This is a genomic window from Streptomyces sp. CA-294286 (genome assembly GCF_050947155.1).
Taxonomy (GTDB): Bacteria; Actinomycetota; Actinomycetes; order Streptomycetales; family Streptomycetaceae; genus Streptomyces.
Window position 1 is genome coordinate 2,306,489 of record NZ_CP192005.1, and the last position, 24,533, is coordinate 2,331,021.

Here is a 24,533-nt window from a genome sequence, read left to right on the forward strand (position 1 = left end):
GTCTGCGATCCGACGGCCCCCCGCGCTAGCCGTCACGGCAGGATCCGCCGCACCCGGCTCCGTGACCTGTTCGCCGCCCCGGTCCGCCCCGGGACAACAAGGGGTGTCGGCCCCCGTGACGCGCCTTGTATCGAGGCGTACATTAACGATGTCGTTAATGTCTGAGGAAGGTGGAGCATGACGCGAGTACCGGTCCATCGCTATCAGGAAGTCGACGGGAACCCGCATACGGAGACGGACGGTTGGTTCGACCGTGAGCAGGTCGAGGCGTCCTTCTCCGAGGCGTCGTCGGAGGAGGGACCCGCGGGGCGCCGGAAGTCCGGGCGGTCTCGGGTCGAGAAGGCCGTGGTCGAGTCGCTGCACCGTACGGGCGAGGGCCGGTGGGTGCTGGAGACGCGTCTGGCGGACCGGGCGATGGCCGGCCGGGTGTCGCGCGGGGACCGCTGCCGGTTCCTGACCGACATGGAGGCGGTGGACTGGCTCACCCGCAACCGGCACGAGGAGGCTGTCCGGCGGTGGCTGCCCGGCCTGCCGGACGAAGTGGAACGGGGGCCGGGCCGTCCGCCGATCGGCGGGCGGGTCCAGGTGCGGCTCGGTGAACTCCTTCCGGGGGTCGACCGGTTCGCCGAGGAGAACGCCTACTCGCGTGCGGAGGCGGTACGGGCCCTGGTGAGGATCGGGCTGCGCCGGGGTGGAGCTGCGGGTCCGCACACCGTTTGAACGGGGCGGGCGGACGGCGAGGGGTTGCGTCGGTGGGGCGACAGGTGGGGCCGGGCGGGGCGAGGGTGCCGGCGTTGCGCGGGGTGGGTGCGGGGTGCGGGGCGGGGTGCGGGCGCGGCAGAGCTTTGGTGGGGGACGTAGAGCGAGTGGGGAACGCTCCGCGTGGGGGCCGCCCCCTTGCCCGCCCGTTCCGCCCCCCGGGGGGCGGCCCCGCCGCCCGAGAGGGCTACCGGGGGGCGAGCGGGCCCGTCGCCCGAAGGGGCGCAGGGTGGGTGGGTGGGATGGTCCGGGGCCCAAGGGGGTTATGGGGGTGGGGGTGGCGTCCAAGGGGTGTCGTGGAGGAGGTTTTGCAGCCCTGCCCAGGCGAAGTTCATCAGCGTCGACGCGGCCACCCGCGCGGTGACTCCGGGCGTCGCGTTCGCCCAGTCGGCGAGGGATTCGGCCGCGCCCACCAACGCCTGCGCCAGGCCCGTCACCTCCGCGTCGGCCAGGCGGGGATCGCGGCGTGCCTCGCGGGCCGCGTCGCCTATCAGGTGCGTCACGAACGCCGCCATGTCCTCACGCATCGCGGTGACCTCGGCGGCGAAGGGCTCCCCGTGGGTGCGGGCCTGGCGGTGCAGCACGGCCCAGCCGTCCGGGTTCTCGGCGGTGTGGGTGAAGAAGGCGGTGAGCCCGTCCCACAACTGCCGGTCCGCGGGCAGCCCCGGTTCAACCCCCGCCCGCACAGCCGCCACCAGTGCGCCCGCCTCACGCCGTATGCACGCCGTGAACAACTCGTCCTTCGAGTTCAGGTACAGGTACACCAACGGCTTGGACACGCCCGCCAGTTGCGCGATCTGATCCATCGAAGCGGCCCGGTAGCCGAGCCTGGCGAAACTCCGCACGGCCGCGTCCAGCATCTGCTGCTCCCGCACCGCCCGCGGCATCCGCCTGACCTTGCCGCCGCCTCCCGGTCCCCGCCTCAACCGGTCCGTCTGCCCCACTTGCCCCCCTGCCCCAACCGCCCGCGTAGTCACTGGCAAGGGTACGGGCCCCGCGGGGGCGGCAAGGGGGGCCGGACAGCACCCGTGCCCGAAAACCCCGAGGCGGGGCGCGGGTCCCGCCGTATCCTCCCTGTGGCCAGAACACGCTGGTCAGGGGAGGGAGACATGGTGAACTCAGCTGCTACGGAGCGCCGAAGACGGTCCGGCACCCGCTTCGCGACACTGCTGCTCGGAACACTGCTGGCCGGGAGCGCGCTGGCGGGATGCGGCAGACTCGTCGACGCCTCGAACAACAAGCCCCCGAAGCCGTCGGCCGCCCCGTACGCGGGCCTGCACCTCGTGCCCGAGAAGCTTGCCCAGGACGGGACCACCATCGTCGTCGGTGACCCGTACGCACCCGTCACCGTGCGCCTCTACGAGGATCCGCGCTGCCCCGCCTGCAAGGAGTTCGAGGTCGAGGGCAGCGCCCCCGCACTGCGCACGGCCACCGAGCAGCGCAGGATCAGGACCGAGTACGTCTTCGCTTCCTTCCTCGACGACAAGAGAGGCGGCGACGGTTCGAAGCGGGCCGTCAACGCACTGCGGGCGGCACTGGAAGCGGGCAAGTTCACCAAGTACCACGAGTTGCTCTTCACTCGCGAGCCGGCGAACCCCGAGGAGGACTTCACCACCGGGTTCTTGCTGGAGGTGGCCGACGAGGTCCGGGGGTTGCGCGGCCCGGCCTTCGACTCGGCGGTCAAGAAGATGGAGTACCGGGACTTCGTGGTGCGTTCGCAGGCCGCGTACGACCGCTCCAGCGAGGACGGCCGGGGCCCCGGTACGCCCAGCGCCGACATCAACGGCCGAAGGTTGAGCGACCGCGCGGGGGAATGGGTGTACCCGAACGACTACAAGGACCCGGACACGGCCCGTTCGTTCCTGTTCGACCCCGAGTCCCTGCCCCAGCTGCTCGACTGGGTAGCGGCGAACCCGCAGCGGTGGAAGAGGGCCTGAGACCGGATCCCGGTCCGAGCCGCAACCGCAACCGCGACCGCACGTCAGTAGGGGAAGCGGGCCTGCGCGACGTCCACCGCATGGCGCCCGGGTGCCGACCGTGCAGGTGGTCCCGGCCTCACACCGGCGCACCAGCCGGTGTGCGTCGGTGCGACGCGCCGGCCGCATCCGGGCCGAGGACAGACGGAAGCCCCCCACCGGCGTGCGGTGGGGGGCTTCGCTCAGTGCTGCCGACCGGCCTTCGTGCCGCTCACGCGGTGACCGGCACGCGGTCCTCGGACTTCTTGGACTCCTGCGGCTCCGGCTCGTCGATCGGGGACGCCGACGCCGAGTTGAACATGTCGTGGTCGAGGATCTTCTCGCGGGCCGCGACGATCACCGGGACGGCCGCCTGACCGGCGACGTTCGTGGCCGTGCGCATCATGTCGAGGATCGGGTCGATCGCCATGAGGAGGCCGACGCCCTCCAGGGGCAGTCCCAGCGTGGAGAGGGTCAGGGTCAGCATGACCGTCGCGCCGGTGAGGCCCGCGGTGGCCGCCGAGCCGATGACCGAGACGAAGACGATGAGCAGGTACTCCTTGATGCCCAGCTGCACGTCGAAGATCTGCGCGATGAAGATCGCGGCGAGCGCCGGGTAGATCGCGGCGCAACCGTCCATCTTCGTGGTCGCGCCGAACGGGACGGCGAAGGAGGCGTACTCCTTCGGAACGCCCAGGCGCTCGGTGACCCGCTGGGTGACCGGCATGGTGCCGACCGAGGAGCGCGAGACGAAGGCCAGCTGGATGGCCGGCCACGCGCCCTTGAAGAACTGGAGCGGGCTGACCTTGGCCACCGTGGCCAGAAGCAGCGGGTAGACGCCGAAGAGGACCAGGGCGCAACCGATGTAGATGTCCGCGGTGAAGGTCGCGTACGGGCCGAGCAGGTCCCAGCCGTACTGCGAGACCGCCTTGCCGATGAGGCCGATGGTGCCGAGCGGGGCCAGCAGGATGACCCACCACAGGGCCTTCTGGAGAAGCTCCAGGACCGAGGTGGAGAGGGTGAGGATCGGCTTGGCCTTTTCGCCGAGGGCGAGGGCCGCGACGCCTGCCACCACTGCCATGAAGACGATCTGGAGGACCTTCAGTTCCTGGAACGGCGTGATGATGTCCGTCGGGATGATCCCGGTGAGGAAGTCGATCCAGGAGCCCGCGTCCTCGGGCTTCTTGCCGTCGGCGGCGGTGAGGCCGGTGCCCGCGCCGGGGTTGGTGACCAGACCGATCACCAGGCCGATGGCCACGGCGATCAGCGACGTGATCATGAACCAGAGGAGCGTGCGGCTCGCCAGTCGGGCGGCGTTGTTGACCTGGCGGAGGTTGGTGATCGACACCAGGATCGCGAAGAAGACCAGCGGGGCGACGGCCAGCTTCAGCAGGCCGACGAAGGTCTTGCCGATGGTCTCCAGGGTCGTGCTGAGCGAGGCGATGTCGTACTGCCGGGCCAGCCAGCCGAGCAGGACGCCGAGGGCCAGGCCCAGCAGGACCTGGACTCCGAACGGAATCCTGGATATGGGGTTCTTCTTCTTGGGCTTCACAGGCTGGTCGGCCTGGTCGGCCGGCTGCGCGGGGGACGCGGACACGGGCACACTCCGGTGAAGGAAAGAGCTGCTGGAGGCAGAGGGGTGAAGAGAAAGGTCGCGCTGAACTTCGAGGATTCGAGAGTTCGAGTCTTCAGACGGAGCGGCGACAGGCGGCCGAGACCCGGCGGCAGAGATCGACATGCAGGCGCGCCACGAGCGGAACGCTCATGGGGTTGCGGGGCGCGGCGGATGTCGTCATGCCGAATACGTTAACACTGCAACTTTGAGAACATCAAAGGTCTTCTTTGGGGGAAATGTGGTCGGATGTGGGGCAGGTGCGGTGAAAAACGGGCAGCGCCCCGGGAGTTGAGCGAGTGGCTCGTTCCCGGGGCGCCGAGGGGTGTGACGGAGCTTACGGACCGCTTACGCGAGGTCCTCCTGCCGGCGGTTGGACTCCATGCGGGCCTTGGTCTCGTCGACCTTCTCCACGATGCGCACGGACATCGCGTCGCGCTGCTTGCGGAGCAGGACGAAGCTGAGCGGCGCGGAGACGACGATCGCGAGCAGCATCACCCACATCACGTTCGAGAGGCCCCCGAGGCCGGAGGGCAGGACGCGCAGGCTGACCAGGATCCAGATCGCGCCGAAGCAGGCGGCGAAGACGGCCAGGCGCATCGCGGTGTAGCGGATCGTCGCGTGCTTGGTGCTCACGTCATGGGTGCTCACGGCGGGACCTTCTTCTCAGCAGCGGCCAAACGGGCTCCACCCAGTACAGCACAGGGACCCGGCGCGTCCGCCGGGCCCCCGCGGTTCCGGGCCGCTGCCCGCGGGGGCCCGGGGCGGCGCTCGTGTCAGGTGAGCGACAGGAGCATGATCACGTCGTCCCGGTCGTCGCCCGGGGCCACCCGGATCGCGCCCGGTACGCGACCCACCTCCTTGTAGCCGCAGGTCGCGTAGAAGGTGTCCGCGCCGATGCCGCCGCGGCAGGTCAGCCGGATCGCCTCGATGCCGGGCATCGTGCGGGCGGCGTCGGCGGCGGCCGACATGAGGGCGCGACCGTGGCCCTTGCCCTGGTGCCGGGGGTGCACCATCACCGTGTAGAGCCAGAGCCAGTGGGTCATCAGGCGGTGAGTGTTGCGGGTGAGGTACGCGGTGGCGGCGACGGCACCGTCCTCGTCGTATCCGACGAGCAGCCGGGTGCGGCCCTCGGCCATGGCGACGAAGTGGTGGACCAGCTCGGGCCGTATCTGTTCGGGATCGGCCGGGGGGACGAAACCGACGGCGCCGCCCGCGTCGGTGACGTCCGCCCAGAGGGCGATCAGACCGTCCCGGAGTGCGGCGTCGACGGGCGGGTCGAGAACGAAGCGGAGTGGTGCGTTGTCCATGGGCGGCACGCTAGCCGGAACGCGAGGAGCCCCGGCCGAGGGGGTGCTCCTCCGGGGCCGGGGCTCTCGTGCGTACGGACGACGGCCGGGGCTCTCGTGCGTACGGACGGCGCGGGTCAGACGCGCATCGCCTGCGGGGTCTCGCGGCGGGAGGCGTCCGGGCCTTCGTACTCCTTGATGATCTCGTAGCGCGTGTTGCGCTCGACGGGGCGGAAGCCGGCGTCGCGGATCAGTTCCAGGAGGTCGTCGCGGCCCAGCTTGTTCGGGGTGCCGTAGTCGTCCGCGTCGTGCGTGATCTTGTACTCGACGACCGAGCCGTCCATGTCGTCCGCGCCGTGCTGGAGGGCGAGCTGGGCGGTCTGCACGCCGTGCATGACCCAGAAGACCTTGACGTGCGGGACGTTGTCGAACAGCAGGCGCGAGACGGCGAAGGTCTTCAGCGCCTCGGCCCCGGTGGCCATGGTGGTGCGGGCCTGGAGCTTGTTGCGGACCTTGCCGTCCTTCATGTCCACGAAGTCGTGCTGGTAGCGCAGCGGGATGAAGACCTGGAAGCCGCCGGTCTCGTCCTGCATCTCGCGCAGCCGCAGCACGTGGTCGACGCGGTGGCGGGGCTCCTCGATGTGGCCGTACAGCATCGTGGCCGGGGTCTTGAGGCCCTTCTCGTGGGCGAGGCGGTGGATGCGCGACCAGTCCTCCCAGTGGGTGTTGTGGTCGACGATGTGCTGCCTCACCTCCCAGTCGAAGATCTCGGCGCCGCCGCCGGTGAGGGACTCCAGGCCGGCCTCGATCAGCTCGTCGAGGATCTCGGAGGCCGTGAGGCCCGAGATCGTCTCGAAGTGGTGGATCTCGGTGGCCGTGAACGCCTTGAGGGAGACCTGCGGGAGGGCTTCCTTCAGGGCGGAGAGGGAGCGCGGGTAGTAGCGCCACGGGAGCGTCGGGTGCAGGCCGTTGACGATGTGGAGTTCGGTGAGGTTCTCGTTCTCCATCGCCTTGGCCAGGCGGACGGCCTCCTCGATGCGCATCGTGTACGCGTCCTTCTCGCCCGGCTTGCGCTGGAACGAGCAGTACGCGCAGGACGCGGTGCACACGTTGGTCATGTTGAGGTGGCGGTTGACGTTGAAGTGGACGACGTCACCGTTCTTGCGGGTGCGCACCTCGTGGGCGAGGCCGCCCAGCCAGGCGAGGTCGTCCGACTCGTAGAGGGCGATCCCGTCCTCGCGGGTCAGCCGCTCCCCGGCCCGGACCTTCTCCTCCAGCTCGCGCTTGAGTCCCGCGTCCATACCCGGCCGCCTCCTATGTGTGTCCGTAAATCAAGCTCACCCAACCGTACGCCTACGCCTCTTCGGGCAGTTCTCCGACCCGGTTCTCCCACTTGGTGGAGAGCACGATGGTGGTGCGGGTGCGCGAGACGCCCCGGGTGCCGGACAGGCGGCGGATGGTGCGCTCCAGCCCGTCGACGTCGCCGGCGCGGATCTTGAGCATGTACGAGTCGTCGCCGGCGATGAACCAGCAGTCCTCGATCTCCTCCAGGTCCTTCAGCCGGCGGGCCACGTCCTCGTGGTCGGCGGCGTCCGAGAGCGAGATGCCGATGAGCGCGGTGACGCCGAGGCCGAGCGACTTCGCGTCCACGGTGGCGCGGTAGCCGGTGATGACGCCGGCGCCTTCGAGGCGGTTGATGCGGTCGGTGACACTGGGGCCGGAGAGGCCGACGAGGCGTCCGAGTTCGGCGTACGAGGCCCTGCCGTTCTCCCGAAGAGCCTGGATGAGCTGCCTGTCCACGGCGTCCATATACCTGAAGCCTTCCATTGTTCAGCGATACCGCGAGCTTGTGTAGAGAAACTAAGGCACAGGGGTGCTTCCCCTGTAAATATCCAAGGCCACACCGGAGGGGTGACGGCGGCCATCAGCTACCGGGCACGGGAGCCTCCCCTGAGCTCCCCCTTCCACCGGCGGTACAGGTCGTGCCGTACGCCCGCCGCGTCCAGCACCCGCCCCGCGACGAAGTCCACCAGGTCCTGGATGTGCGTCGCTCCGGCGTAGAAGGCGGGCGAGGCGGGCAGCACGACGGCTCCCGCCTCGTCGAGCGTCACGAGATGCTTGAGCGTCTGCCCGTTGAGCGGGGTCTCCCGTACCGCCACCACCAGCTTCCGGCGCTCCTTGAGCGTGACGCTCGCGGTGCGTTGCAGCAGGTCCTTCGAGAGCCCCAGGGCGACGCCGGCGACGCTCGCCGTCGAGGCCGGGACGATGAGCATGCCCTTCACGGCGTACGAACCGGACGAGGGCCCGGCGGCGAGATCGCCCGCACTCCAGTGCCGCACGTCGGACAGGTCCAGGTCGCGGAAGGTGTCCGGCTTGCCGTCCGCGCCGCGCGCCAGCCAGGCCGCGAGGTCCTCGCGCCAGTGGCTGTCGCGGTACGCGATGCCCGTCTCGTCGAGGAGCGTCAGCCGTGACGCCCTGCTGACGACCAGGTCGACGGCCTCCCCCGCGTCGAGCAGCCCACGCAGCACGGCGGCGGCGTACGGGGTGCCGGACGCCCCGGAGACCCCCACCACCCAGGGGGTGCGCGTGCGCTCGGTGACTCGGTCGACGGCGGGCTCAGTCATGACCGGAGCTTATCGGGGGCCGGTCGGCGGGAACCCGGCAAGGTGCCGGGACGTTCTCAGGTGACAACAGCGCGTGACGGACCGGAGTACCGGACGGCAACCACCGGAAGGCGCCCCACGCGTGACGCTCGCCGGAAAGGGCCCCACGCACGGCGCCCGGCGGAGGGCGCCGCACGGGACGGCACCGGACAGCCGATGTCGGACGGCCGACTCGCGCCACGCGAAACGACAGCACGCGAACGACAGGGGGTGCCGGACGACATGACGTACCCATCGCACACGGCAGAGCAGCCGCGACCGGGCCGGGGCGCCCGGGTGAAGGCCGCGGCCGGGGTGATGCTGGCGTGGGTGGCGCTGCTCTGGGTGCTGGAGGCGGTGGACTCCGCGACGGGGGCGCTGCACACCTTCGGGCTGTCGCCGCGCGCCCTGCCCGAACTGCGCGACGTGCTCCCCATGGCCTTCCTCCACCACGGCTTCGACCACGTGGCGTCCAACACCGCCCCGCTGCTGGTGCTCGGCTTCATAGCCGCCCTGGGCGGGCTGCGCCGGTTCGCCGCGGTCGTCCTCACGATCATGGTGGTCGGCGGTCTCGGCGTCTGGCTGACCGCCCCCGACAACTCCCTCACCGCCGGTGCGTCCGGGGTCGTCTTCGGTCTGTTCGGCTACCTGGTGGTGCGCGGCTTCGTCGACCGGCGGCCGTGGGACGTCGTGATCGGGGTGGTCGTCGCCGCCGTCTACGGCTCGATCCTGTGGGGCGTCCTGCCGACCCACACCGCGGTGAGCTGGCAGGGCCATCTGTTCGGGCTGGTGGGCGGGGTGCTGGCGGCGTTCTGGTTCAGGCGGGGGCGGGGGCCCGCCTGAACCGCGGGCCGGTCAGGACCCGGCGGGCGTGCCGGGGTCCGCGGGCGGCGTCGCCGCATCGAGGGCGAAGCGGCCGATGCCGGTCTCGACGGTGACCGGCTTGCCGTGGGGGAGGCGTCGCCGGCCCGCACCACCGTCCGGGCCGGAATTCACATCGTCACGCAGTGGGCCTGGTACGACGTGCCTACACGGTCAGGCCGCGCACCAGGAGATCTATCAGGGCACACCCGAACAGGGCTATTCCGATGAAGCCGTTGACCTGGAAGAACGCCCGGTTCAGGCGGGACAGATCGTGCGGGCGGACGATCGTGTGCTCGTACACGAAGGCCGCGGCGACGATCAGCATGCCCACCCAGAAGAAGATCCCGGCGTCCGTGCGCACCCCGTACCAGACCAGCAGGGCCGTCGTGACGACATGGCAGGCGCGGGCGCCGTGCAGCGCGGCCGGGATGCCGAAGCGGGCCGGGACGGACTTCACGCCGTGCGCGCGGTCCGCCTGGACGTCCTGCGAACCGAAGATCAGGTCGAAGCCGCCGATCCAGACGCCGACGGCGAGACCGAGGACCACCGCGTCCCAGGACCACTCCCCCGTGATCGCGATCCACGCGCCGACCGGACCCATCGCTTGGGCCAGCCCGAGGATGGCGTGCGGGAAGTTCGTGAACCGCTTGCCGTACGGGTAGACCACCATCGGCACGATCGCGAGCGGCGCCAGCATCAGGCAGAGCGGGTTGAGCAGGGCCGCCGCGCCGAGGAAGAAGACCAGCGCGATCCCCGCCCCCGTCCACGCCGCCTTGACGCTGACCGCGCCCGTCACGATCTCCCGGTTCGCGGTACGCGGGTTACGGGCGTCGATCTCCCGGTCGATGATCCGGTTCGCCGCCATCGCGAACGTACGCAGACCGACCATGGCGACGGTGACCAGGAGCAGCTTGCCCCAGTGGATGTTCCGGTCGAGCTGGTACATGGCCGTGAGCGCGGCGATGTAGGCGAAGGGCAGCGCGAAGACGGAGTGCTCGATGAGGACGAGGTTGAGGAACGCCCGCACCTTGCCCGGATGCCGGGGCAGGGCGGCGGCGTCGGCCGCGTCGGCGCTCACAGCCCGTACTCCTTCCAGCGGCGGTCGACCTTGGACGCCGTCGCCGGGTCCGACTCGACCATGTTCGGCCAGCCGCCGTCCCGGGTGTAGCCCTCCTCGGGCAGCTTCTTCGTGGCGTCGACACCCGCCTTGCCGCCCCAGTACTGCTGGTACGAGGCGTGGTCGAGGTGGTCGACGGGGCCCTCGACGACGGTGAGGTCGCGGGAGTAGTCGACGTTGCCGAAGGCCCGCCAGGCGACCTCGTGGTAGTTCCGCACGTCGCAGTCGCTGTCGACGACCACGATCAGCTTCTCCAGGGACAGCATGTGAGCGCCCCAGATCGCCGACATCACCTTCTGGGCGTGCTTCGGGTACTTCTTGTCGATCGACACGATGATGCAGTTGTGGAAGCCGCCCGCCTCGGGGAGGTGGTAGTCCACGATGTCCGGCACGATGATCTTGAGGAGGGGCAGGAAGAAGCTCTCCGTGGCGCGGCCCAGCGGCCCGTCCTCGGTCGGCGGACGGCCGACGACGATGGACTGGAGCAGGGGACGCCTGCGCATCGTGACCGTGTCGATGGTCAGCGCGGGGAAGTCCTCCTGCGGCGTGTAGAAACCGGTGTGGTCGCCGAAGGGGCCTTCGGGAAGCATCTTCCCGGGCTCCAGCCAGCCCTCCAGGACGACCTCCGCGTGCGCGGGCACCTGGAGCGGGACCGTCTTGCAGTCGACCATCTCCACCCGCTTGCCCTGGAGGAAACCGGCGAAGAGGTACTCGTCGATGTCGCCGGGCAGCGGGGCGGTCGAGGCGTACGTGACGGCCGGCGGCGCGCCGAAGGCGATGGCGACGGGCAGACGCTCGCCGCGCCGGGCCGCCACCTGGTAGTGGTTGCGGCTGTCCTTGTGGATCTGCCAGTGCATGCCGATGGTGCGCTTGTCGTGGCGCTGGAGGCGGTAGAGGCCGAGGTTGCGGATGCCGGACTCGGGGTCCTTGGTGTGCGTCAGCCCCAGGTTGAAGAAGGAGCCGCCGTCCTCGGGCCAGGTGAACAGCGCCGGGAGCTTGTCCAGGTCGACGTCCTCACCCGTCAGGACGACCTCCTGGACGGGGGCGTCCTTGACCTTCTTCGGCGGCACGTGGGCGACCGAGCCGAGCTTCGCGAATGCCTCCCGTACGCCCACGAAGCCCTGCGGCAGCTCCGGCTTCAGCAGGCCGCCGATCTGCGCGCTGATCTCGTCGTACGACTTGAGGCCGAGCGCCTTGAGCAGACGGCGGTCGGTGCCGAAGACGTTCATGGCGAGGGGCATCGAGGACCCCTTCACCTTCTCGAAGAGGAGAGCCGGGCCGCCGGCCTTGTTCACCCGGTCGACGATCTCCCCTACCTCCAGGTGCGGGTCGACTTCGGCCTTGATGCGCTTGAGGTCGCCCTCACGCTCCAGAGCACGGAGGAACGAGCGAAGATCGTCGTAAGCCATGCCGTCCAGTATCGGACACCGACTACCCTGGGGCCCTCACCGGGGCCGGTCGAACGGCCTCGACGACGTTCCCAGGGGGAAGCACTCCATGCTCAGGGCACTGATGTTCATCCTGCCGCTGGCGCTGACGATCTACGCGTTCATCGACTGCCTCAACACCCCCGAGGACGAGGTCAAGCACCTGCCGAAGGTCGCGTGGGTCTTCATCATCCTGCTGTTCTGGGTCGTCGGCCCGATCGTGTGGATCGTCGCCGGCAAGAACCGCCGGGCGGTCACGGGCGGCCGTACGCCGTCGGAGTGGCAGCGCGGCCGGCGCACCCAGTGGGTCGCGCCCGACGACAACCCGGACTTCCTGAAGTCCCTCAAGGACGAGGACAAGGGCAAGAGGGACAAGAAGGGCGACTCCCTGTTCGAGGACTGGGAGAAGGACCTCCGTCGCCGCGAGGAGGAGCTGAAGCGACGCGACGGGGACGGCCCGGACGCCGGACCCGGCACGGGCACCGGCCCCGACAGCGGGCCGGACACCGGTCCCGGCACCGGCTCGGAGGGCCCGAAGGACACGCCGAAGTAACCCGGGGGCTGCCCCTGCCAGGCACGGGCGGCCGGGAAACCGCCCGGCTCCGGGTAACCCCAGCTCGCATGCCGCCCGGCACGCGATCCGCCCGGCTCGGCCACCGCCCCACCCACGCGCCGCCCGGCCCCGCGCGCCGCCCGGCCCCGCGCGCCGCCCGGCCCCGCGCGCCGCCCTGGCCCGCGTGCCGCCCGCGCCGCCCTGCCACCCGATGCGCCCGGCCCCGTGTGCCGCCCTGCCCCCCGTGCCGCCCGGCGCGCCTGGCACCCCGTACCACCGCGCGCCACCCTGCGCCGCGTGCCGTCCGCCCCTGTCCGGTCGGCTGCCCCACCCGGCGCCCCCGCCCGGCGCCCCCGCCGCCCCGCCGCCGGTCAGGCCGTCGGCGCCTTGACGGTGAAGTCGCACCAGGCGGTCCAGGGCGAGAGCAGCGTGCGGTGCTCGGCCCGCACCCGCCAGCGGTAGCTGCCTGCGGGGACGGTCTCCTGGAGGATGAGCTGCCTGCCGTTCGCGGCGGGCCTGGTCACCCGGAGGAACGGCGTCGCCTCACTCCCCGGCGTCGCGATCTCGAACTGCCCCGTCATGTCCGGATACTGGGGGAACGGGTAGGACGGATCCCCCTCGTTCGGCACCACGGTCGCCGCGAAGGTGGGGCTGGGCGACGTGTCCACCACCGGTGCCTGGGCCCCGCCGCAGAACTGGAATCCCGCGTAGGGCCCCGCCGAGATGCGCGGCACCTCGGGCGTGCGCGGCGTGCCCGCGGTGGCCGTGCCCGCGGCGGAGGGGCCCGCCGCCAGGAGGCCCGCGGCGGCGGCCACTGCCCCGGCCGTGGCGGTGCGCCGCAGCCAACCCGTCCCCGCCGAACGCCGGGTGCGCTCCCGCCCGTCCGACCGTCCCGTGTGCGTAAGGTCCGTGCGGTCCGTGTGACTCATGTGCCAACCCCCACTGAATGTGCCGTGCTGTGAATGCGACGACCACCAGTAGAGCCCGCGCGCAGGGGCGGGGCAGCGTAGTCCTCCCGTACGTCACCGATACGTAAGATCCGCCCGGCGGTCCCGTTCCCGGGTCCCGCACCGAGCGGATATTGCCTGGTCCTCGGGCGAGCCCCGCGGCCACACTGTGGCCCATGCCGACCCACCACGTACCGCAGCGGCGGATACGCGCGCTGCACACCGCGGAGACCGTCACCGTCTACCAGGCGTACCCGCCGTCCATCGGGCTGCCCGCCGCCGCGACCGGACGGTTCCCGGCGGCGTGGAAGCGGGAGCGGATGACGTGGGTCAAGCCGTCGTTCCTGTGGATGATGTACCGCTGCGGCTGGGCCACGAAGCGGGACCAAGAGGTCGTGCTGGCCGTGGAGATCCGGCGGGAGGGCTTCGACTGGGCGCTGGCGCACGCGTGCCTGTCCCACCGCGAGCACGGGGTGCACGCCGATCGCGCAGCCTGGCAGCAGGCGCTGCGGGCCGCGCCGGCGCGCGTCCAGTGGGACCCGGAACGGGACGTACGACTGCAGCCGTTGCCGCACCGGTCCCTCCAGCTCGGCCTGAGCGGGGAGGCCGTACGGCGGTACGCGGACGAGTGGATCGTCGGGATCAGGGACGTCACGCCGCTCGCCAGGACCGTGGCCGCCACCCTGGCCCAGCACGGCGCGGCGAGCGCGGAACAGTTGCTTCCGGTGGAGTCGCCGTACCCGGTGCCCGACGGCGGGCTCCGGCACCTGGGCGTCGGCTAGGCCGGGCCGCGGGACGCGTACTCGGCCAGGAGCTCCCGGTAGCGGGTGCGGGACCGGGCCGGCCGGTCGGCGGGGTGTCCGGTGAGGGCGGAGGCCAGCTGTTCGAGGTGGTGGTGCCAGCTCGCGAGGCGGCTGTCGCGGGCGGACGCGTCGAGGTCCCGGACCTCGTTGGTGAGGCGCAGGAAGGTCGCTGACGGCCCGTCGGGCTCCAGGCGGAACCGGGCGCGGCCGTGGAGGGCGAGGGTGTACTCCGCCACCCGGCCGGGGTCCCAGGCGGTGATACGGCCCTCGTCGACGGTCGGGCCCTCGTCGGCGTCCTCGCCCTCTTCGTCGGCGTTGTGCCAGGTGAACGCGAGCGGGGCGTCGAGGTGGGGGTCCCAGGGGCCGGGGACGGCCAGCCACTGGCTCAGGCCCGCCGGGGTGGCGACGGCCGCCCACACGTGGTCCAGCGGGTGCGGGAGCGGGAGTGCGTAGCGCAGGAGCCAGCTGCCGGGGGCGTCGCGCGGTTCGGCCGTGCCGTACGGGAGAGGGGGGATCGCCGTCGTCATGGCCAACAGACTGGCCCGGTCGCGTACGGAACGCTACCGGGCCGCGCTGTCGGGGCGCACGCCTGGGCTCACACGCCCGCGTACGAGTGCTTGCCGGTGATGAAGATGTTCACGCCGTAGTAGTTCCACAGCCAGGTCGCGAAGGCGAACAGGGCGAGGTAGGCGGCCTTCCGGCCCTTCCAGCCCGCCGTCGCACGGGCGTGCAGGTAGCACGCGTACACGATCCAGGTGACGAACGACCAGACCTCCTTGGGGTCCCAGCCCCAGAAGCGGCCCCACGCGTCGCCCGCCCAGATCGCGCCCGCGACGATCGTGAAGGTCCACAGCGGGAAGACACCGGCGTTGATGCGGTACGAGAACTTGTCCAGCGACGCGGCGGAGGGCAGCCGGGAGACCGTGCTGTCCATGAACCGGCGGAACGGGACGCGCACCTTGCGGACGGCCGTCACGAAGCCGTTGGCGGGCGGCAGCGACGCGAGGTGCGCCTTGAGGACGTCCGCGGTCTCGCCGAGTTCGGCGCGGACCTCGTACCGGTCGCGGAGCAGGTAGCCGAGGGTGCCGACGCCGCCGACGTAGAAGACCGCGCCGCAGAAGATGGCAGTCGAGACGTGGATCCACAGCCAGTACGAGTCCAGCGCCGGGACGAGCTGGTCGCTGTCGGTGTAGAGCCACTTGGTGGCGACGCCCAGGTCCAGCAGGACGGTGGTGACCAGGGGCAGCCCGATCCAGCGGACGTTCATCCGGGTGAGGAGGAACACCAGGTACGCGCCGACCGCCACCGTCGAGAAGGTGATGGAGAACTCGTACATGTTGCCCCAGGGGGCACGCTGCACGGACAGGGCGCGGGTCGCGACGCCGGCCGCCGCGATCAGGAAGCCGAGGAGGGTCAGGGAGATGGCGATGCGGCCGTACAGATCGCCCTTCTCGGTGCCGCCCGCCGCACCCTCCCCGTCCGCCGCGTCGCGCGTGCCCGCGGCGGAGCGGGTGACGACCTGCGGCTTGTCGAGGACCGCGGTGGAGCCCTGGGAGCGCACCGTGACCGCGGGTGCGGCCGGGCGGGTCAGCGCGGCGGCGGTGCGGCCGACCCGGCTGCGGCTGCCGAAGGTCCACTCGGCGATGTGCGCGAGGAAGGCCAGGGTGTAGACGGCCATCGCGGAGTAGATCAGCACGTTGCTGGTCTCCGCGAGGGACTGGTTGGTTTCTGCGGCGGCTGCGAGGATCACGCGCGCGCTCCTTCGGCAGGGGGTTCGGCTGGAGGCGGCGTCGCAGAGGTCGGCGCCTGGGTGTGGAGGGTTGCGGCGAGGGAGCCGAGCTCCTCGGGGAGCCGGTACGACTCGCTGCGGCCGAGGCCGGCCATCTCGACGAGGGTGCTGCCGTCGTCCTGGCGTACGGCACGGATCCAGACGCGACGGCGCTGGATGAACAGGGACGCGGCGAGGCCGGCGATGGCGCCGACGGCACCGGCGAGGGCCCACATGTTGCCGGGCTGCTGGGAGACCTGGAAGGTCGCCCATTCCTTGATGTCCTTCTCGAAGGTGATCGAGCCCATGCCTCCGGGCAGGTCCATCTTCTCGCCGGGCAGCAGCATCTTGGCGTACGGGCTGCCGTCGGGGTTCTTGAACTGCTTCATCTTGCGGGTGTCGAGCTGGTACACGTTCTGCGGCAGGCCCGCGTCGACGCCGAGGCTGCCGTGGAAGGCGGTCAGGGCGAGCGCGGGGAAGTCCAGGCCGGGGTACTTGGAGAACATGCTGCCCTTGCCCGCCCCGCCGAAGGTCGGCACGAACACGGCGGTGAAGCCGAGCTGGGTCTTCTGGCCCGCCTTGTCGCGGTAGCCGTCCATCACCTTGATCGCACCGGTGGAGGTGACGTTCGCGTCGGTGGGCAGCAGGGGGGCCGGGCCCTGGAAGACGACCTTGCCCCGGGGGTCGCGGACGGTCACGACGGGGGCGTAGCCGTGGCCGATGAGGTGGACCTTGGAACCGCCGACGGTCAGCGGCGTGTTGACCTCGATGACGCCCTTCTTGGGGGTGCCGTCCGCGCCTTCGGAGTACGTGATGTGGGCCTCGAACACGCGGGGGGTGCCGCGCTGGGGGCCGCTGCGCTCGTACGTGCCGACGAAGTCGTCGAGGTGGAAGCTGAACGGCTCCAGGTCGTGGTCGCGGTCGAAGAGCGAACCGGACCTGAAGTCGTCGTACTGGGTGAGCGTGTTGGAGAAGCCGCTGCCCTCGGTGATCAGCTTGCCGCCCTCGGACTTGAAGAGCTGGCCGGTCGCGAAGGCGAGCAGGAGGACGATCAGGGCGATGTGGAAGATCAGGTTCCCGGCCTCGCGGAGGTAGCCCTTCTCGGCGGTGACCGCGTCCCCGGCCACGTCCGCGCGGAAGCGGCGCTTCTTCATCAGGGACAGGGCGAGGGTGCGGACCTCCTCCGGGGAGGTGTCCGTGCGCCAGGTCGTGTACGCGGGCATCCGGGTCAGCCGGCCGGGCGCGCCCGGCGGGCGGCTGCGGAGCTGGCCGACGAACTGCCAGGTGCGGGGCACGATGCAGCCGATGAGCGAGATGAACAGCAGGATGTAGATCGCGGAGAACCACACCGAGCTGTAGACGTCGAAGAGCTGCACCTTGTCGTAGAGCGGTGCGAGCGTCTCGTGCGCCTTGAAGAAGTCGGCGACCTTCGTCTCGTCGACGCTGCGCTGCGGGACGAGGGACCCGGGAATCGCGGCGAGCGACAGCGTGAAGAGCAGGATCAGCGCGATCCGCATCGAGGTGAGCTGCCGCCAGAACCAGCGGGTCCAACCGATGATTCCGAAGGCCGCGGGGGCGGGAGTGGTGTCCTCGCGGTCGTCCTTGGGGGCGGTGGAGAGATGGTCTCCGGCGGTCTGCTCGTCCGTCGTCGCGGCCGGTTCTTCGGTCTTGCTCATGGAACTTAGATCCCCACCTGGAAGCTGTCGGTCCAGCCTTGCATGCTTGCCAGCGCGGTGTCCCAGAGGCCCGTGAGGAGCAGGAGACCGGTCGCGATCATCATGACGCCGCCGATGCGCATGACCCAGACGTAGTGCTTCTTGACCCAGCCGAAGGCGCCGAGCGCCTTGCGGAAGGCCACTGCGGCGACGATGAACGGGATCCCCAGGCCGAGGCAGAAGACGACCATCAGGATCGTGCCGCGCATCGGAGCGGCCTGGTTGAACGACAGCGATCCGATGACGCCGAGTGTCGGGCCCATGCAGGGTGTCCAGCCGATGCCGAAGAGCAGGCCGAGGACGGGGGCCCCGGCCAGGCCGGCGACCGGTTTCCGGTGGAAGCGGAACTCACGCTGGGTCAGGAAGGGGAAGGCCCCCATGAAGAACAGACCCATCAGCACCATCAAAACGCCGAGGACGATGTTCGTGGTGCCTTTGTAGCTCTGGAGGGTGCCGCCGATGTACCCGAAAAGCGCCCCCGTCGAAACGAACACCGCGCTGAAGCCCAGGACGAAGAGCGCCGCTCCGGCCGCCATCCGGCCCCGGCGCTGGTCGGCCAGATCGGTGCCGCTGGTGCCCGTGACGTACGACAGGTAGCCGGGGACCAGCGGCAGCACGCACGGCGAGAAGAACGAGACGAGGCCCGCGAGCAGTGCGATCGGCAGGGCCAGCAGCAGCGCGCCGGACTGCACCGTCTCGGTGGTGTCGGCGGCGAGGAGGACGGCGTTCACGCGGTCACTTCTCGGCCATCAGGGGGTCGATCATCTTGCGGAGCTTCTTCTCGCTGAGTGCGGCCAGGGAGCGGGCCGCGATCTTCCCGTCCTTGTCGATGACGATGGTGGACGGGATGGCCTGCGGGTTCAGGCTGCCCTTGGGGAAGCGCAGCATCAGCTTGCCGTCCGGGTCGTACAGGCTGGGGTACTCGATGCCCGCGTCCTTCTCGAACTCGATGGCCTGACCCTTCTGCGGGTCGCGCGCGTCGATGCCGAGGAACTCCACGTCCTTGTCCTTGAGCTCCTTGGAGACCTTCGCGAAGGTCGGCGCCTCCGCCCGGCAGGGCGGGCACCAGGAGCCCCAGACGTTCACGACGACGACCTTGCCCTTGAGGGTGGTGGAGTCGAAGTCCTCGTCCTGAAGGGTCTTCCCGTCGAGCTTCGGCGCGGGCTTCCGGTCGGCCTTGGGGACGGTGTCGATGCTGTCCTTGCCCGCGACGAAGTTGCTTCCCCCGCCCGACGACTTGTCCCCCTCGTCACCGCACGCCGACAGTGCGAGAGCGCCGACGAGCGCTCCGGTGACCACGAGTGCGGTACGGGAGGGGCGGGTCCGGCGGCTGCGGGGGGCGCGGGCAGGGCTCATGTGAAAAGTTTCGCATGGCAGTTCCATCGATCTTCCGCACCCCCCTACGTGCCCGCAAAGCCCCTTGTCAAGGGCACATAAGGGGCTATGCGGTGGACTTCAGGAACGCGTTCCAGCCGCCGGTCGGCTTCTGCCCGACCTGAAGGGTGCGCAGCTTCGCGAGGACCTTCGGGTCCTGTACGTCGAGCCAGTCGACGTACTGCCGGAAGGAGACGAGGCGGGTGTCCTTCGTGCCGGCGATGTGCTTGATGGCCTCCTCGACGGCGTCCATGTAGATGCCGCCGTTCCACTGCTCGAAGTGGTTGCCTATGTAGAGGGGGGCGCGGTTGGTGGTGTGGGCGCGCTTGAAGCCGTTGATGTACGCGCCCGCCGCCTCCTTCTTCCAGCCCGGGTAGCGCGCGGGCGGGCCCTTGGTGGAGTTCTTCGACTGGTTAGCGAGCATGTTGTAGTCCATCGACAGGACCTCGAAGGAGTGCCCCGGGAACGGCACCTGCTGCAACGGCAGGTCCCAGATCCCCTTGCGCTTGACGGGCCACATCTGGTGGCCGCCGGGCGAGCTCGCGTCGTACCGCCAGCCCAGCTTCTTCGCGACCGGCAGCAGGTTGTCCTGGCCGAGGAGGCACGGCGTGCGGGAGCCGACGAGTTCCTTCGAGTAGTCGAAGGGCAGCGGGTCGAGGTCGGTCCAGCCGGTGTTCGTCTTCCACTCGGTGACGAACTTCACGGCCTGGTCGATCTCGCTCTCCCACTGCGCGGGCGTCCACTTCGCGACCGAGCCGGAGCCCACGCAGAAGTGCCCGTTGAAGTGGGTGCCTATCTCGTGGCCTTCGAGCCACGCCTGACGCACGTACTTCAGGGTGTCCCTGATGTGCTCGTCGGTGAGGTAGCCGATGTCGGAGGCGCCGACGCGGTTGTTCGGCGGCTTGTACAGCTTCTGCTGGGACTCCGGGAGGAGGTAGAGGCCGGAGAGGAAGAACGTCATCGCCGCGTCGTGTTCCCTGGCGAGCTTCAGGAAGCGCGGGAAGAGGCCGTTGCCGACCTCGCCCGCACCGTCCCAGGAGAAGATCACGAACTGCGGCGGGGCCTGGCCCGGCTCCAGCGGAACCGGCTTCTCGGGCTGGTTCGGCTGCTTGCCGGTGTCGGCGGTCGAGCCGTCGCCGATGAGCTTGGCCTCGGCGGTCGGCTTCGGGGTGGCGCCGTCCTTGCCGGGCTGCTGCGCGCCCTTGTCGGCGGACGCGGCGCCGTCGCCGCCCTTGCAGGCGGCGAGACCGACCGCGGCGGCGACTCCCGCACCGGCTCCGAGCAGACCCCTTCGACTGATGTTGCGCATGATTCCCCATCCCGCGTTGCGTCGCGCCTTCGGCCCATCAACCGTCAATGCCTCGGATGGACACAGAATGAGATGACGCGACGAACACGCGGGTTCCGGCAAACCACACATAATTCGCTGGGTGTTCGCGGGATCACCCGCAGCTCACCCGGGGTGCTTCACGCGCCGAATGCCTTGTCCTTGCCCTTCACCGGCTTCGCCCCGGCGAGCAGGTGCGCCGGTACGAGGTCCCGGGCGGGCTCGGTGTAGCCGACCGAGACGATCTTGTCGCCCTGGAAGGTGAACGTCGTCAGGGACGCCAGCGTGCACTGCCGCTTGCGCGGGTCGTGCCACAGCCGGCGCCGCTCGACGAAGCTCCGCACCGTCCAGATCGGCAGCTGGTGGCTGACGCACACCGCCTCGTGCCCGCGCGCGGCGTCGCGGGCCGCGTGGAGCGCGCCCATCATCCGTACGACCTGCTCGACGTACGGCTCGCCCCAGGACGGCTGGAACGGGTTCGTCAGGTGCTTCCAGTTGGCGGGCTTGCGCAGCGCGCCGTCCCCCACGCCGAAGGTCTTGCCCTCGAAGACGTTGGCGGCCTCGATCAGCTTCTCGTCCGTCACGATGTCCAGGCCGTGCGACTTGGCGACGGGCGTGGCGGTCTCCTGGGCGCGTTCCAGGGGGGAGGACACGACGTGCGTGATGTCACGGCCCTGGAGGTGCTCGGCGACCCGGTCGGCCATCTGCCGGCCGAGGTCGGAGAGGTGGTATCCGGCCCGGCGGCCGTAGAGGACGCCGTCCGGGTTGTGCACCTCCCCGTGGCGCATCAGGTGGACGACCGTCATGTCGCCTCTGGACGTGCTGCTGGTGCTGCTGCTCATGCGGTGGCCTCTGCTGCGGCGCGGGCGGCGGCGGGCAGGGCGGCGGCGATGCGCTCGACGGCCTGCGCGTCGTGGGCGGTGGAGACGAAGTACGACTCGAACGCGGACGGCGGGAGGTAGACCCCCTGCGACAGCATCGAGTGGAAGAACGCGGTGAAGCGGAAGGACTCCTGCTTCCGCGCGTCGTCGTAGTCACGCACCTCGTCGGGCGTGAAGAAGACGGAGAACATGTTGCTGGCCGTCTGGAGGCGGTGCGCCACGCCCTCCTTGGCCAGGGCGCCGGTGATCAGCGACCGGATCTCGGCGGAGACCGCGTCCACCTTCTCGTACGCCGCGTCGTCCAGCAGCCGCAGCTGCGCGAGACCGGCGGCGGTGGCGACCGGGTTCCCCGAGAGGGTGCCCGCCTGGTAGACGGGGCCGACCGGGGCGAGGTGCTCCATGACGTCCCTGCGGCCGCCGAAGGCCGCCGCGGGGAAGCCGCCGCCCATGACCTTGCCGAAGGTCATCAGGTCCGGCTCCACCCCGTCGACGCCGTACCAACCCGCCTTGCTGGTGCGGAAGCCGGTCATCACCTCGTCGGAGATGTAGAGGGCGCCGTTCTGCTCACAGGCCGCCTTCAGGCCCGCGTTGAAGCCCTCACCCGGCGGGACGACGCCCATGTTGCCGGGGGACGCCTCGGTGATCACGCAGGCGATCTCGCCGGGGTGCGCCCGGAAGGCCGCGTGAACCGCGTCCAGATCGTTGTACGGCAGGACGATCGTGTCGCCCGCCTGGGCGCCGGTGACGCCCGGAGTGTCCGGAAGTGCGAAGGTCGCCAGGCCCGAACCGGCGGCGGCGAGCAGCGCGTCCACGTGCCCGTGGTAGCAGCCGGCGAACTTGACGACCTTCGCGCGCCCCGTGAAACCGCGGGCGAGCCGGATGGCCGACATGGTCGCTTCCGTGCCGCTGGAGACCAGTCGTACCTGCTCGACGGGCTCGATGCGGGCGACGATCTCCTCGGCGAGCGCGACCTCGCCCTCACCGGGCGTACCGAAGGACGTACCGCGTGCGACGGCTTCCTGCACGGCGGCGACGACCTCCGGGTGCGCGTGGCCGAGGATCATCGGCCCCCACGAACACACGAGGTCGACGTACTCGCGCCCGTCGGCGTCGGTGAGGTACGGACCGGTACCGGACACCATGAACCGGGGCGTACCGCCCACGGCCTTGAAGGCCCGTACCGGGGAGTTCACGCCGCCGGGCGTCACGAGGGACGCGCGGTCGAAAAGCGTCTGCGAAACTGGGGCGTCATAGGGGAGGCTCACACAGCAATGGTGTCAGAGGCCCGCCCGGTCTCGCGGACAGGTGTTTCACCGCCCGGGGGCGGGGGAGGTCACTGGGACGATGATCGGGTTGCGCGGCCCAGGTCGCGAGTGGTCGGGTGGAGATATGCATCGCGGTGGCGGACTGGGCGAGGGGACCGACGACCTGGGTCCCGAGCGGGCTCGACGCGGGCGGCACCGCAGGCGGGAACGGGCGGCACGCGCGGAAGCCGCCGCCGACCCCGGGGAAGCGGCGGCCGCCGCGGCTCCGGGCGTGCATCTGGGATCGGGTACGGGTACGGCGGGTACGGGAAGCAGGGTTGGCCGCGTGGGGGTGACCTACAAGTACTTCGGCGCCCCGAACGGCGCGACGGCCGCCCGCGTCCCCATTTCGATGCGCCCGGAGGAACTGGGCGGCGACGAACTGGGCATGGGCGGCATGTTCACGAAGATCAAGCCGGAGACGATGGCCGCGATGGTCCTCACCGGCATCCAGGGGATACCCCTGCACAAGGTCCCGCCCCTGGAACTGGTCGTCCTGCACCCCGACTACGCCGTGGTGAAACTCCCCATGACGGTCGTCGACCCGCTGCGCGGCATCGGCGAGGAGTCGGTCGGGGCGGCGGCCTTCATCTGGTCGACGGTTCCCGACCGGGGCGGCCCGAGCGACGCGTTCAACGTCTACCGACTCCTGCACGAGTGGCAGGACTTCAGCCACCGGCTGCACGAGGCGGGCCACCAGGCGTACTGCCTGGTGTGGCCCTGAGACCGGCAGCCCGACGACTCCGACGACTCCCCGCCGCCACCGCACACACGGCCCGCAGGGCCCCGCCGCTCCCCCGCCCCCACCGCTCCCGGCAGCCGGGACCCGGGCCCTTCGGCCGCGGATTTCAGGACAATCTCAGGTTCGCGGAATGCCGATTGTCAGTGCCGACCCCTAGGGTTGTCCGCATGTCCTTCACCTCTCCTACCCCCGCCGCCCCCGGTTCCGCCCGCCCCGCCTCCGTCGTCAACGCCGAGATCCGCGCGCTCTGGTCGTGCACGGACGGGGCGCTGTCGACGGCCGACGAGGCGCGGTACCAGGAGCTGCTGGTGGAGTGGGCGGAGGCGGTACGGGCGGCCCTGGTCAAAGCCGCGTAGCGGACCCGACCGGCCGGATCCGGCCACATACGCACCGCCCCCGCACCCGGCGCGCACGCCGGACGGACCTCACTCCCGGCACAGACAGAACGGGTGACCCGCCGGGTCCGCGTACACCCGGAAGCTGCGCTGCCGGTCGTCGGCGTCGAGCACCTTCGCCCCGAGCGCCAGCACCTGCTCCTCGGCCCTGTCCAGGTCCGGCACCTCGAAGTCCAGGTGCAGCTGCTGGGAGTTGTGCCCGGCGTTCGGCCACTCCGGCGGACGGTGGCCCTCCACCCGCTGGAACGCGATGCGGTGTCCGCCGGGGGCGCTCAGCACCCACCAGTCGTCGTCGCTCCGCTCCACCTCGCCGCCGAGGACGTCGGCGTAGAACGTCGAGAGCGTCGCCGGGTCGGGGCAGTCGAGCGCGACCAGGTCGTACGTGGCGATGGGCATGGGGCTCTTCCTCTCCTCGGGATCATGAGCGTCGTACGGAGGACGGGTTCCCTTTCGCGGCCCGGATCACGCCCCCGCACGAGTGGAACACCCCGCGAACCCCGCAGCGCCTCCGGGACCCCGCGGCCCCCTCCGGCCCCGCCCCGCGGCCCCCTCCGGACCCCCGCAGCCGCCCTTCCGGAACCTAGAGGTCCTTGTGGAAGTGGAAGGCGGCGATTTTCATCCGCTCCCGCAGATAGAACTGGTGCGCCCGGGTGCGCTGGGTCCCCGAGTCCAGCACCAGCCTGTGCGCGCCCGCCTCCCGCCCCCTGTCCTGGAGGTAGCCGAGCAGGTGCGCCCCCACCCCCGTCGAGCGGGCCCGCCCGGCGGTCACCAGGTCGTCGACGAACAGCATCCGCAGCGTGCTGGTGTTGACGACGACCCGCCAGCCCGCCGCTCCCACGCACACGCCCTCGTCGTCGTAGACCGCGGAGAAGCGGAGCCCGACCGGGTGACCCTCCTCGTACACCTCGGTGAAGGTTTCCGGGGTCAGATGGGGCCGCAGTTCGAGGAGGACCGGCAGCAGGTCGGACAGGAGGCGCGGGTCGCCGGGCGCGAGGTCGATGGTCTTCATCGCGGCAGCGTAGAACAGCAGTTGCGAAACCCCGGTGCCCGGGTGGGCCC

General features: G+C 70.7%; 28 protein-coding genes. 7 read left to right on the forward strand and 21 right to left on the reverse strand.

Annotated features, from left to right (window positions below):
• Positions 1-177: 177 nt before the first annotated feature.
• A complete protein-coding gene (locus tag ACQPZG_RS14920) occupies positions 178-720 on the forward strand; it encodes a hypothetical protein (protein WP_433546251.1) in 543 nt (180 codons plus the stop codon).
• Positions 721-1,022: 302 nt separating this feature from the next.
• Here ACQPZG_RS14920 and ACQPZG_RS14925 read toward each other — a convergent pair whose 3' ends face one another.
• Complete coding sequence (locus ACQPZG_RS14925; RefSeq protein WP_433546252.1) at positions 1,023-1,646, reverse strand: TetR/AcrR family transcriptional regulator; 624 nt, start codon at positions 1,644-1,646, stop codon at positions 1,023-1,025.
• 222 nt (positions 1,647-1,868) lie between these two features.
• On the opposite strand from ACQPZG_RS14925, the gene ACQPZG_RS14930 reads away from it, so the two are divergent.
• Positions 1,869-2,696 carry a thioredoxin domain-containing protein gene (locus ACQPZG_RS14930; protein WP_433546253.1) on the forward strand — a complete coding sequence of 276 codons (828 nt, stop codon included), beginning with the start codon at positions 1,869-1,871 and terminating at the stop codon, positions 2,694-2,696.
• Between the two features lie 250 nt (positions 2,697-2,946).
• On the opposite strand, the gene ACQPZG_RS14935 is transcribed toward ACQPZG_RS14930, so the two are convergent.
• The 6 genes from ACQPZG_RS14935 to ACQPZG_RS14960 all read right to left on the reverse strand — a co-directional run bounded on the left by ACQPZG_RS14935 (position 2,947) and on the right by ACQPZG_RS14960 (position 8,239).
• The gene (locus ACQPZG_RS14935) at positions 2,947-4,311 is read right to left on the reverse strand and encodes a dicarboxylate/amino acid:cation symporter (RefSeq protein ID WP_433546254.1); all 1,365 of its coding nucleotides are present in this window, start codon (positions 4,309-4,311) and stop codon (positions 2,947-2,949) included.
• A 363-nt stretch (positions 4,312-4,674) separates the two neighbouring features.
• Entirely contained in the window at positions 4,675-4,926 is a 252-nt protein-coding gene (locus ACQPZG_RS14940) for a DUF4229 domain-containing protein (protein ID WP_433549415.1), read from the reverse strand.
• A 176-nt stretch (positions 4,927-5,102) separates the two neighbouring features.
• Positions 5,103-5,636 (reverse strand): N-acetyltransferase family protein, encoded by a 534-nt coding sequence (locus ACQPZG_RS14945; protein WP_433546255.1) that lies wholly within the window; start codon positions 5,634-5,636, stop codon positions 5,103-5,105.
• A 116-nt stretch (positions 5,637-5,752) separates the two neighbouring features.
• On the reverse strand, positions 5,753-6,916 hold the full coding sequence (mqnE, locus tag ACQPZG_RS14950; RefSeq protein WP_433546256.1) for an aminofutalosine synthase MqnE: 1,164 nt from the start codon (positions 6,914-6,916) through the stop codon (positions 5,753-5,755).
• Positions 6,917-6,968: 52 nt separating this feature from the next.
• Positions 6,969-7,424: an Lrp/AsnC family transcriptional regulator gene (locus ACQPZG_RS14955; protein WP_433549416.1), complete on the reverse strand. Its 456-nt coding sequence runs from the start codon at positions 7,422-7,424 to the stop codon at positions 6,969-6,971.
• A 119-nt stretch (positions 7,425-7,543) separates the two neighbouring features.
• Complete coding sequence (locus tag ACQPZG_RS14960) at positions 7,544-8,239, reverse strand: UbiX family flavin prenyltransferase (RefSeq protein ID WP_433546257.1); 696 nt, start codon at positions 8,237-8,239, stop codon at positions 7,544-7,546.
• Between the two features lie 261 nt (positions 8,240-8,500).
• On the opposite strand from ACQPZG_RS14960, the gene ACQPZG_RS14965 reads away from it, so the two are divergent.
• Positions 8,501-9,100: a rhomboid family intramembrane serine protease gene (locus ACQPZG_RS14965; protein ID WP_433546258.1), complete on the forward strand. Its 600-nt coding sequence runs from the start codon at positions 8,501-8,503 to the stop codon at positions 9,098-9,100.
• Between the two features lie 12 nt (positions 9,101-9,112).
• On the opposite strand, the gene ACQPZG_RS14970 is transcribed toward ACQPZG_RS14965, so the two are convergent.
• From ACQPZG_RS14970 to ACQPZG_RS14980, 3 genes are read right to left on the reverse strand one after another with little or no spacing between them, the layout of a single operon-like run.
• Positions 9,113-9,253 carry a hypothetical protein gene (locus ACQPZG_RS14970; RefSeq protein ID WP_433546259.1) on the reverse strand — a complete coding sequence of 47 codons (141 nt, stop codon included), beginning with the start codon at positions 9,251-9,253 and terminating at the stop codon, positions 9,113-9,115.
• Positions 9,254-9,284: 31 nt separating this feature from the next.
• The gene (gene mqnP, locus ACQPZG_RS14975; protein ID WP_433546260.1) at positions 9,285-10,199 is read right to left on the reverse strand and encodes a menaquinone biosynthesis prenyltransferase MqnP; all 915 of its coding nucleotides are present in this window, start codon (positions 10,197-10,199) and stop codon (positions 9,285-9,287) included.
• Positions 10,196-11,647 (reverse strand): menaquinone biosynthesis decarboxylase, encoded by a 1,452-nt coding sequence (locus ACQPZG_RS14980; RefSeq protein WP_433546261.1) that lies wholly within the window; start codon positions 11,645-11,647, stop codon positions 10,196-10,198. Before ACQPZG_RS14980 ends, mqnP begins: the two co-directional genes overlap by 4 nt.
• A gap of 88 nt (positions 11,648-11,735) precedes the next feature.
• Here ACQPZG_RS14980 and ACQPZG_RS14985 point away from each other — a divergent pair, with 88 nt between their 5' ends.
• Complete coding sequence (locus tag ACQPZG_RS14985; RefSeq protein WP_433546262.1) at positions 11,736-12,218, forward strand: PLD nuclease N-terminal domain-containing protein; 483 nt, start codon at positions 11,736-11,738, stop codon at positions 12,216-12,218.
• A gap of 371 nt (positions 12,219-12,589) precedes the next feature.
• Here the strand turns inward: ACQPZG_RS14985 and ACQPZG_RS14990 are convergent, their stop codons facing one another.
• Positions 12,590-13,147, reverse strand: coding sequence for a hypothetical protein (locus tag ACQPZG_RS14990; protein WP_433546263.1), 558 nt, complete (start codon positions 13,145-13,147; stop codon positions 12,590-12,592).
• 194 nt (positions 13,148-13,341) lie between these two features.
• Here ACQPZG_RS14990 and ACQPZG_RS14995 point away from each other — a divergent pair, with 194 nt between their 5' ends.
• Positions 13,342-13,947, forward strand: coding sequence for a DUF4291 domain-containing protein (locus ACQPZG_RS14995; RefSeq protein ID WP_433546264.1), 606 nt, complete (start codon positions 13,342-13,344; stop codon positions 13,945-13,947).
• Here ACQPZG_RS14995 and ACQPZG_RS15000 read toward each other — a convergent pair.
• From ACQPZG_RS15000 to hemL, 8 genes are all read right to left on the reverse strand, one after another.
• Positions 13,944-14,495: an SRPBCC domain-containing protein gene (locus tag ACQPZG_RS15000; RefSeq protein WP_433546265.1), complete on the reverse strand. Its 552-nt coding sequence runs from the start codon at positions 14,493-14,495 to the stop codon at positions 13,944-13,946. The genes ACQPZG_RS14995 and ACQPZG_RS15000 overlap by 4 nt on opposite strands.
• A gap of 68 nt (positions 14,496-14,563) precedes the next feature.
• The gene (gene ccsB / locus ACQPZG_RS15005) at positions 14,564-15,715 is read right to left on the reverse strand and encodes a c-type cytochrome biogenesis protein CcsB (RefSeq protein WP_433549417.1); all 1,152 of its coding nucleotides are present in this window, start codon (positions 15,713-15,715) and stop codon (positions 14,564-14,566) included.
• Positions 15,715-17,412 carry a cytochrome c biogenesis protein ResB gene (resB, locus tag ACQPZG_RS15010; RefSeq protein WP_433546266.1) on the reverse strand — a complete coding sequence of 566 codons (1,698 nt, stop codon included), beginning with the start codon at positions 17,410-17,412 and terminating at the stop codon, positions 15,715-15,717. Before resB ends, ccsB begins: the two co-directional genes overlap by 1 nt.
• A 5-nt stretch (positions 17,413-17,417) precedes the next feature.
• Positions 17,418-18,182 (reverse strand): cytochrome c biogenesis CcdA family protein, encoded by a 765-nt coding sequence (locus tag ACQPZG_RS15015; RefSeq protein ID WP_433546267.1) that lies wholly within the window; start codon positions 18,180-18,182, stop codon positions 17,418-17,420.
• Positions 18,183-18,186: 4 nt separating this feature from the next.
• Positions 18,187-18,807, reverse strand: a complete 621-nt coding sequence (locus ACQPZG_RS15020; RefSeq protein WP_433546268.1) for a TlpA family protein disulfide reductase — start codon at positions 18,805-18,807, stop codon at positions 18,187-18,189.
• An 85-nt stretch (positions 18,808-18,892) separates the two neighbouring features.
• On the reverse strand, positions 18,893-20,134 hold the full coding sequence (locus ACQPZG_RS15025) for a hypothetical protein (RefSeq protein ID WP_433546269.1): 1,242 nt from the start codon (positions 20,132-20,134) through the stop codon (positions 18,893-18,895).
• A 158-nt stretch (positions 20,135-20,292) separates the two neighbouring features.
• The gene (locus ACQPZG_RS15030) at positions 20,293-20,994 is read right to left on the reverse strand and encodes a histidine phosphatase family protein (protein WP_433546270.1); all 702 of its coding nucleotides are present in this window, start codon (positions 20,992-20,994) and stop codon (positions 20,293-20,295) included.
• Positions 20,991-22,298 carry a glutamate-1-semialdehyde 2,1-aminomutase gene (gene hemL, locus ACQPZG_RS15035; RefSeq protein ID WP_433546271.1) on the reverse strand — a complete coding sequence of 436 codons (1,308 nt, stop codon included), beginning with the start codon at positions 22,296-22,298 and terminating at the stop codon, positions 20,991-20,993. The genes ACQPZG_RS15030 and hemL overlap by 4 nt, the downstream gene beginning before the upstream one ends.
• A gap of 124 nt (positions 22,299-22,422) precedes the next feature.
• Between hemL and ACQPZG_RS15040 the strand changes: the two genes are divergently transcribed.
• Positions 22,423-23,061 (forward strand): hypothetical protein, encoded by a 639-nt coding sequence (locus ACQPZG_RS15040; protein WP_433546272.1) that lies wholly within the window; start codon positions 22,423-22,425, stop codon positions 23,059-23,061.
• Between the two features lie 185 nt (positions 23,062-23,246).
• Positions 23,247-23,435 carry a hypothetical protein gene (locus tag ACQPZG_RS15045; RefSeq protein WP_433546273.1) on the forward strand — a complete coding sequence of 63 codons (189 nt, stop codon included), beginning with the start codon at positions 23,247-23,249 and terminating at the stop codon, positions 23,433-23,435.
• 69 nt (positions 23,436-23,504) lie between these two features.
• Here ACQPZG_RS15045 and ACQPZG_RS15050 read toward each other — a convergent pair whose 3' ends face one another.
• Positions 23,505-23,870, reverse strand: a complete 366-nt coding sequence (locus tag ACQPZG_RS15050; protein WP_433546274.1) for a VOC family protein — start codon at positions 23,868-23,870, stop codon at positions 23,505-23,507.
• Positions 23,871-24,054: 184 nt separating this feature from the next.
• Positions 24,055-24,483 carry a GNAT family N-acetyltransferase gene (locus ACQPZG_RS15055; RefSeq protein WP_433546275.1) on the reverse strand — a complete coding sequence of 143 codons (429 nt, stop codon included), beginning with the start codon at positions 24,481-24,483 and terminating at the stop codon, positions 24,055-24,057.
• Positions 24,484-24,533: the final 50 nt, after the last annotated feature.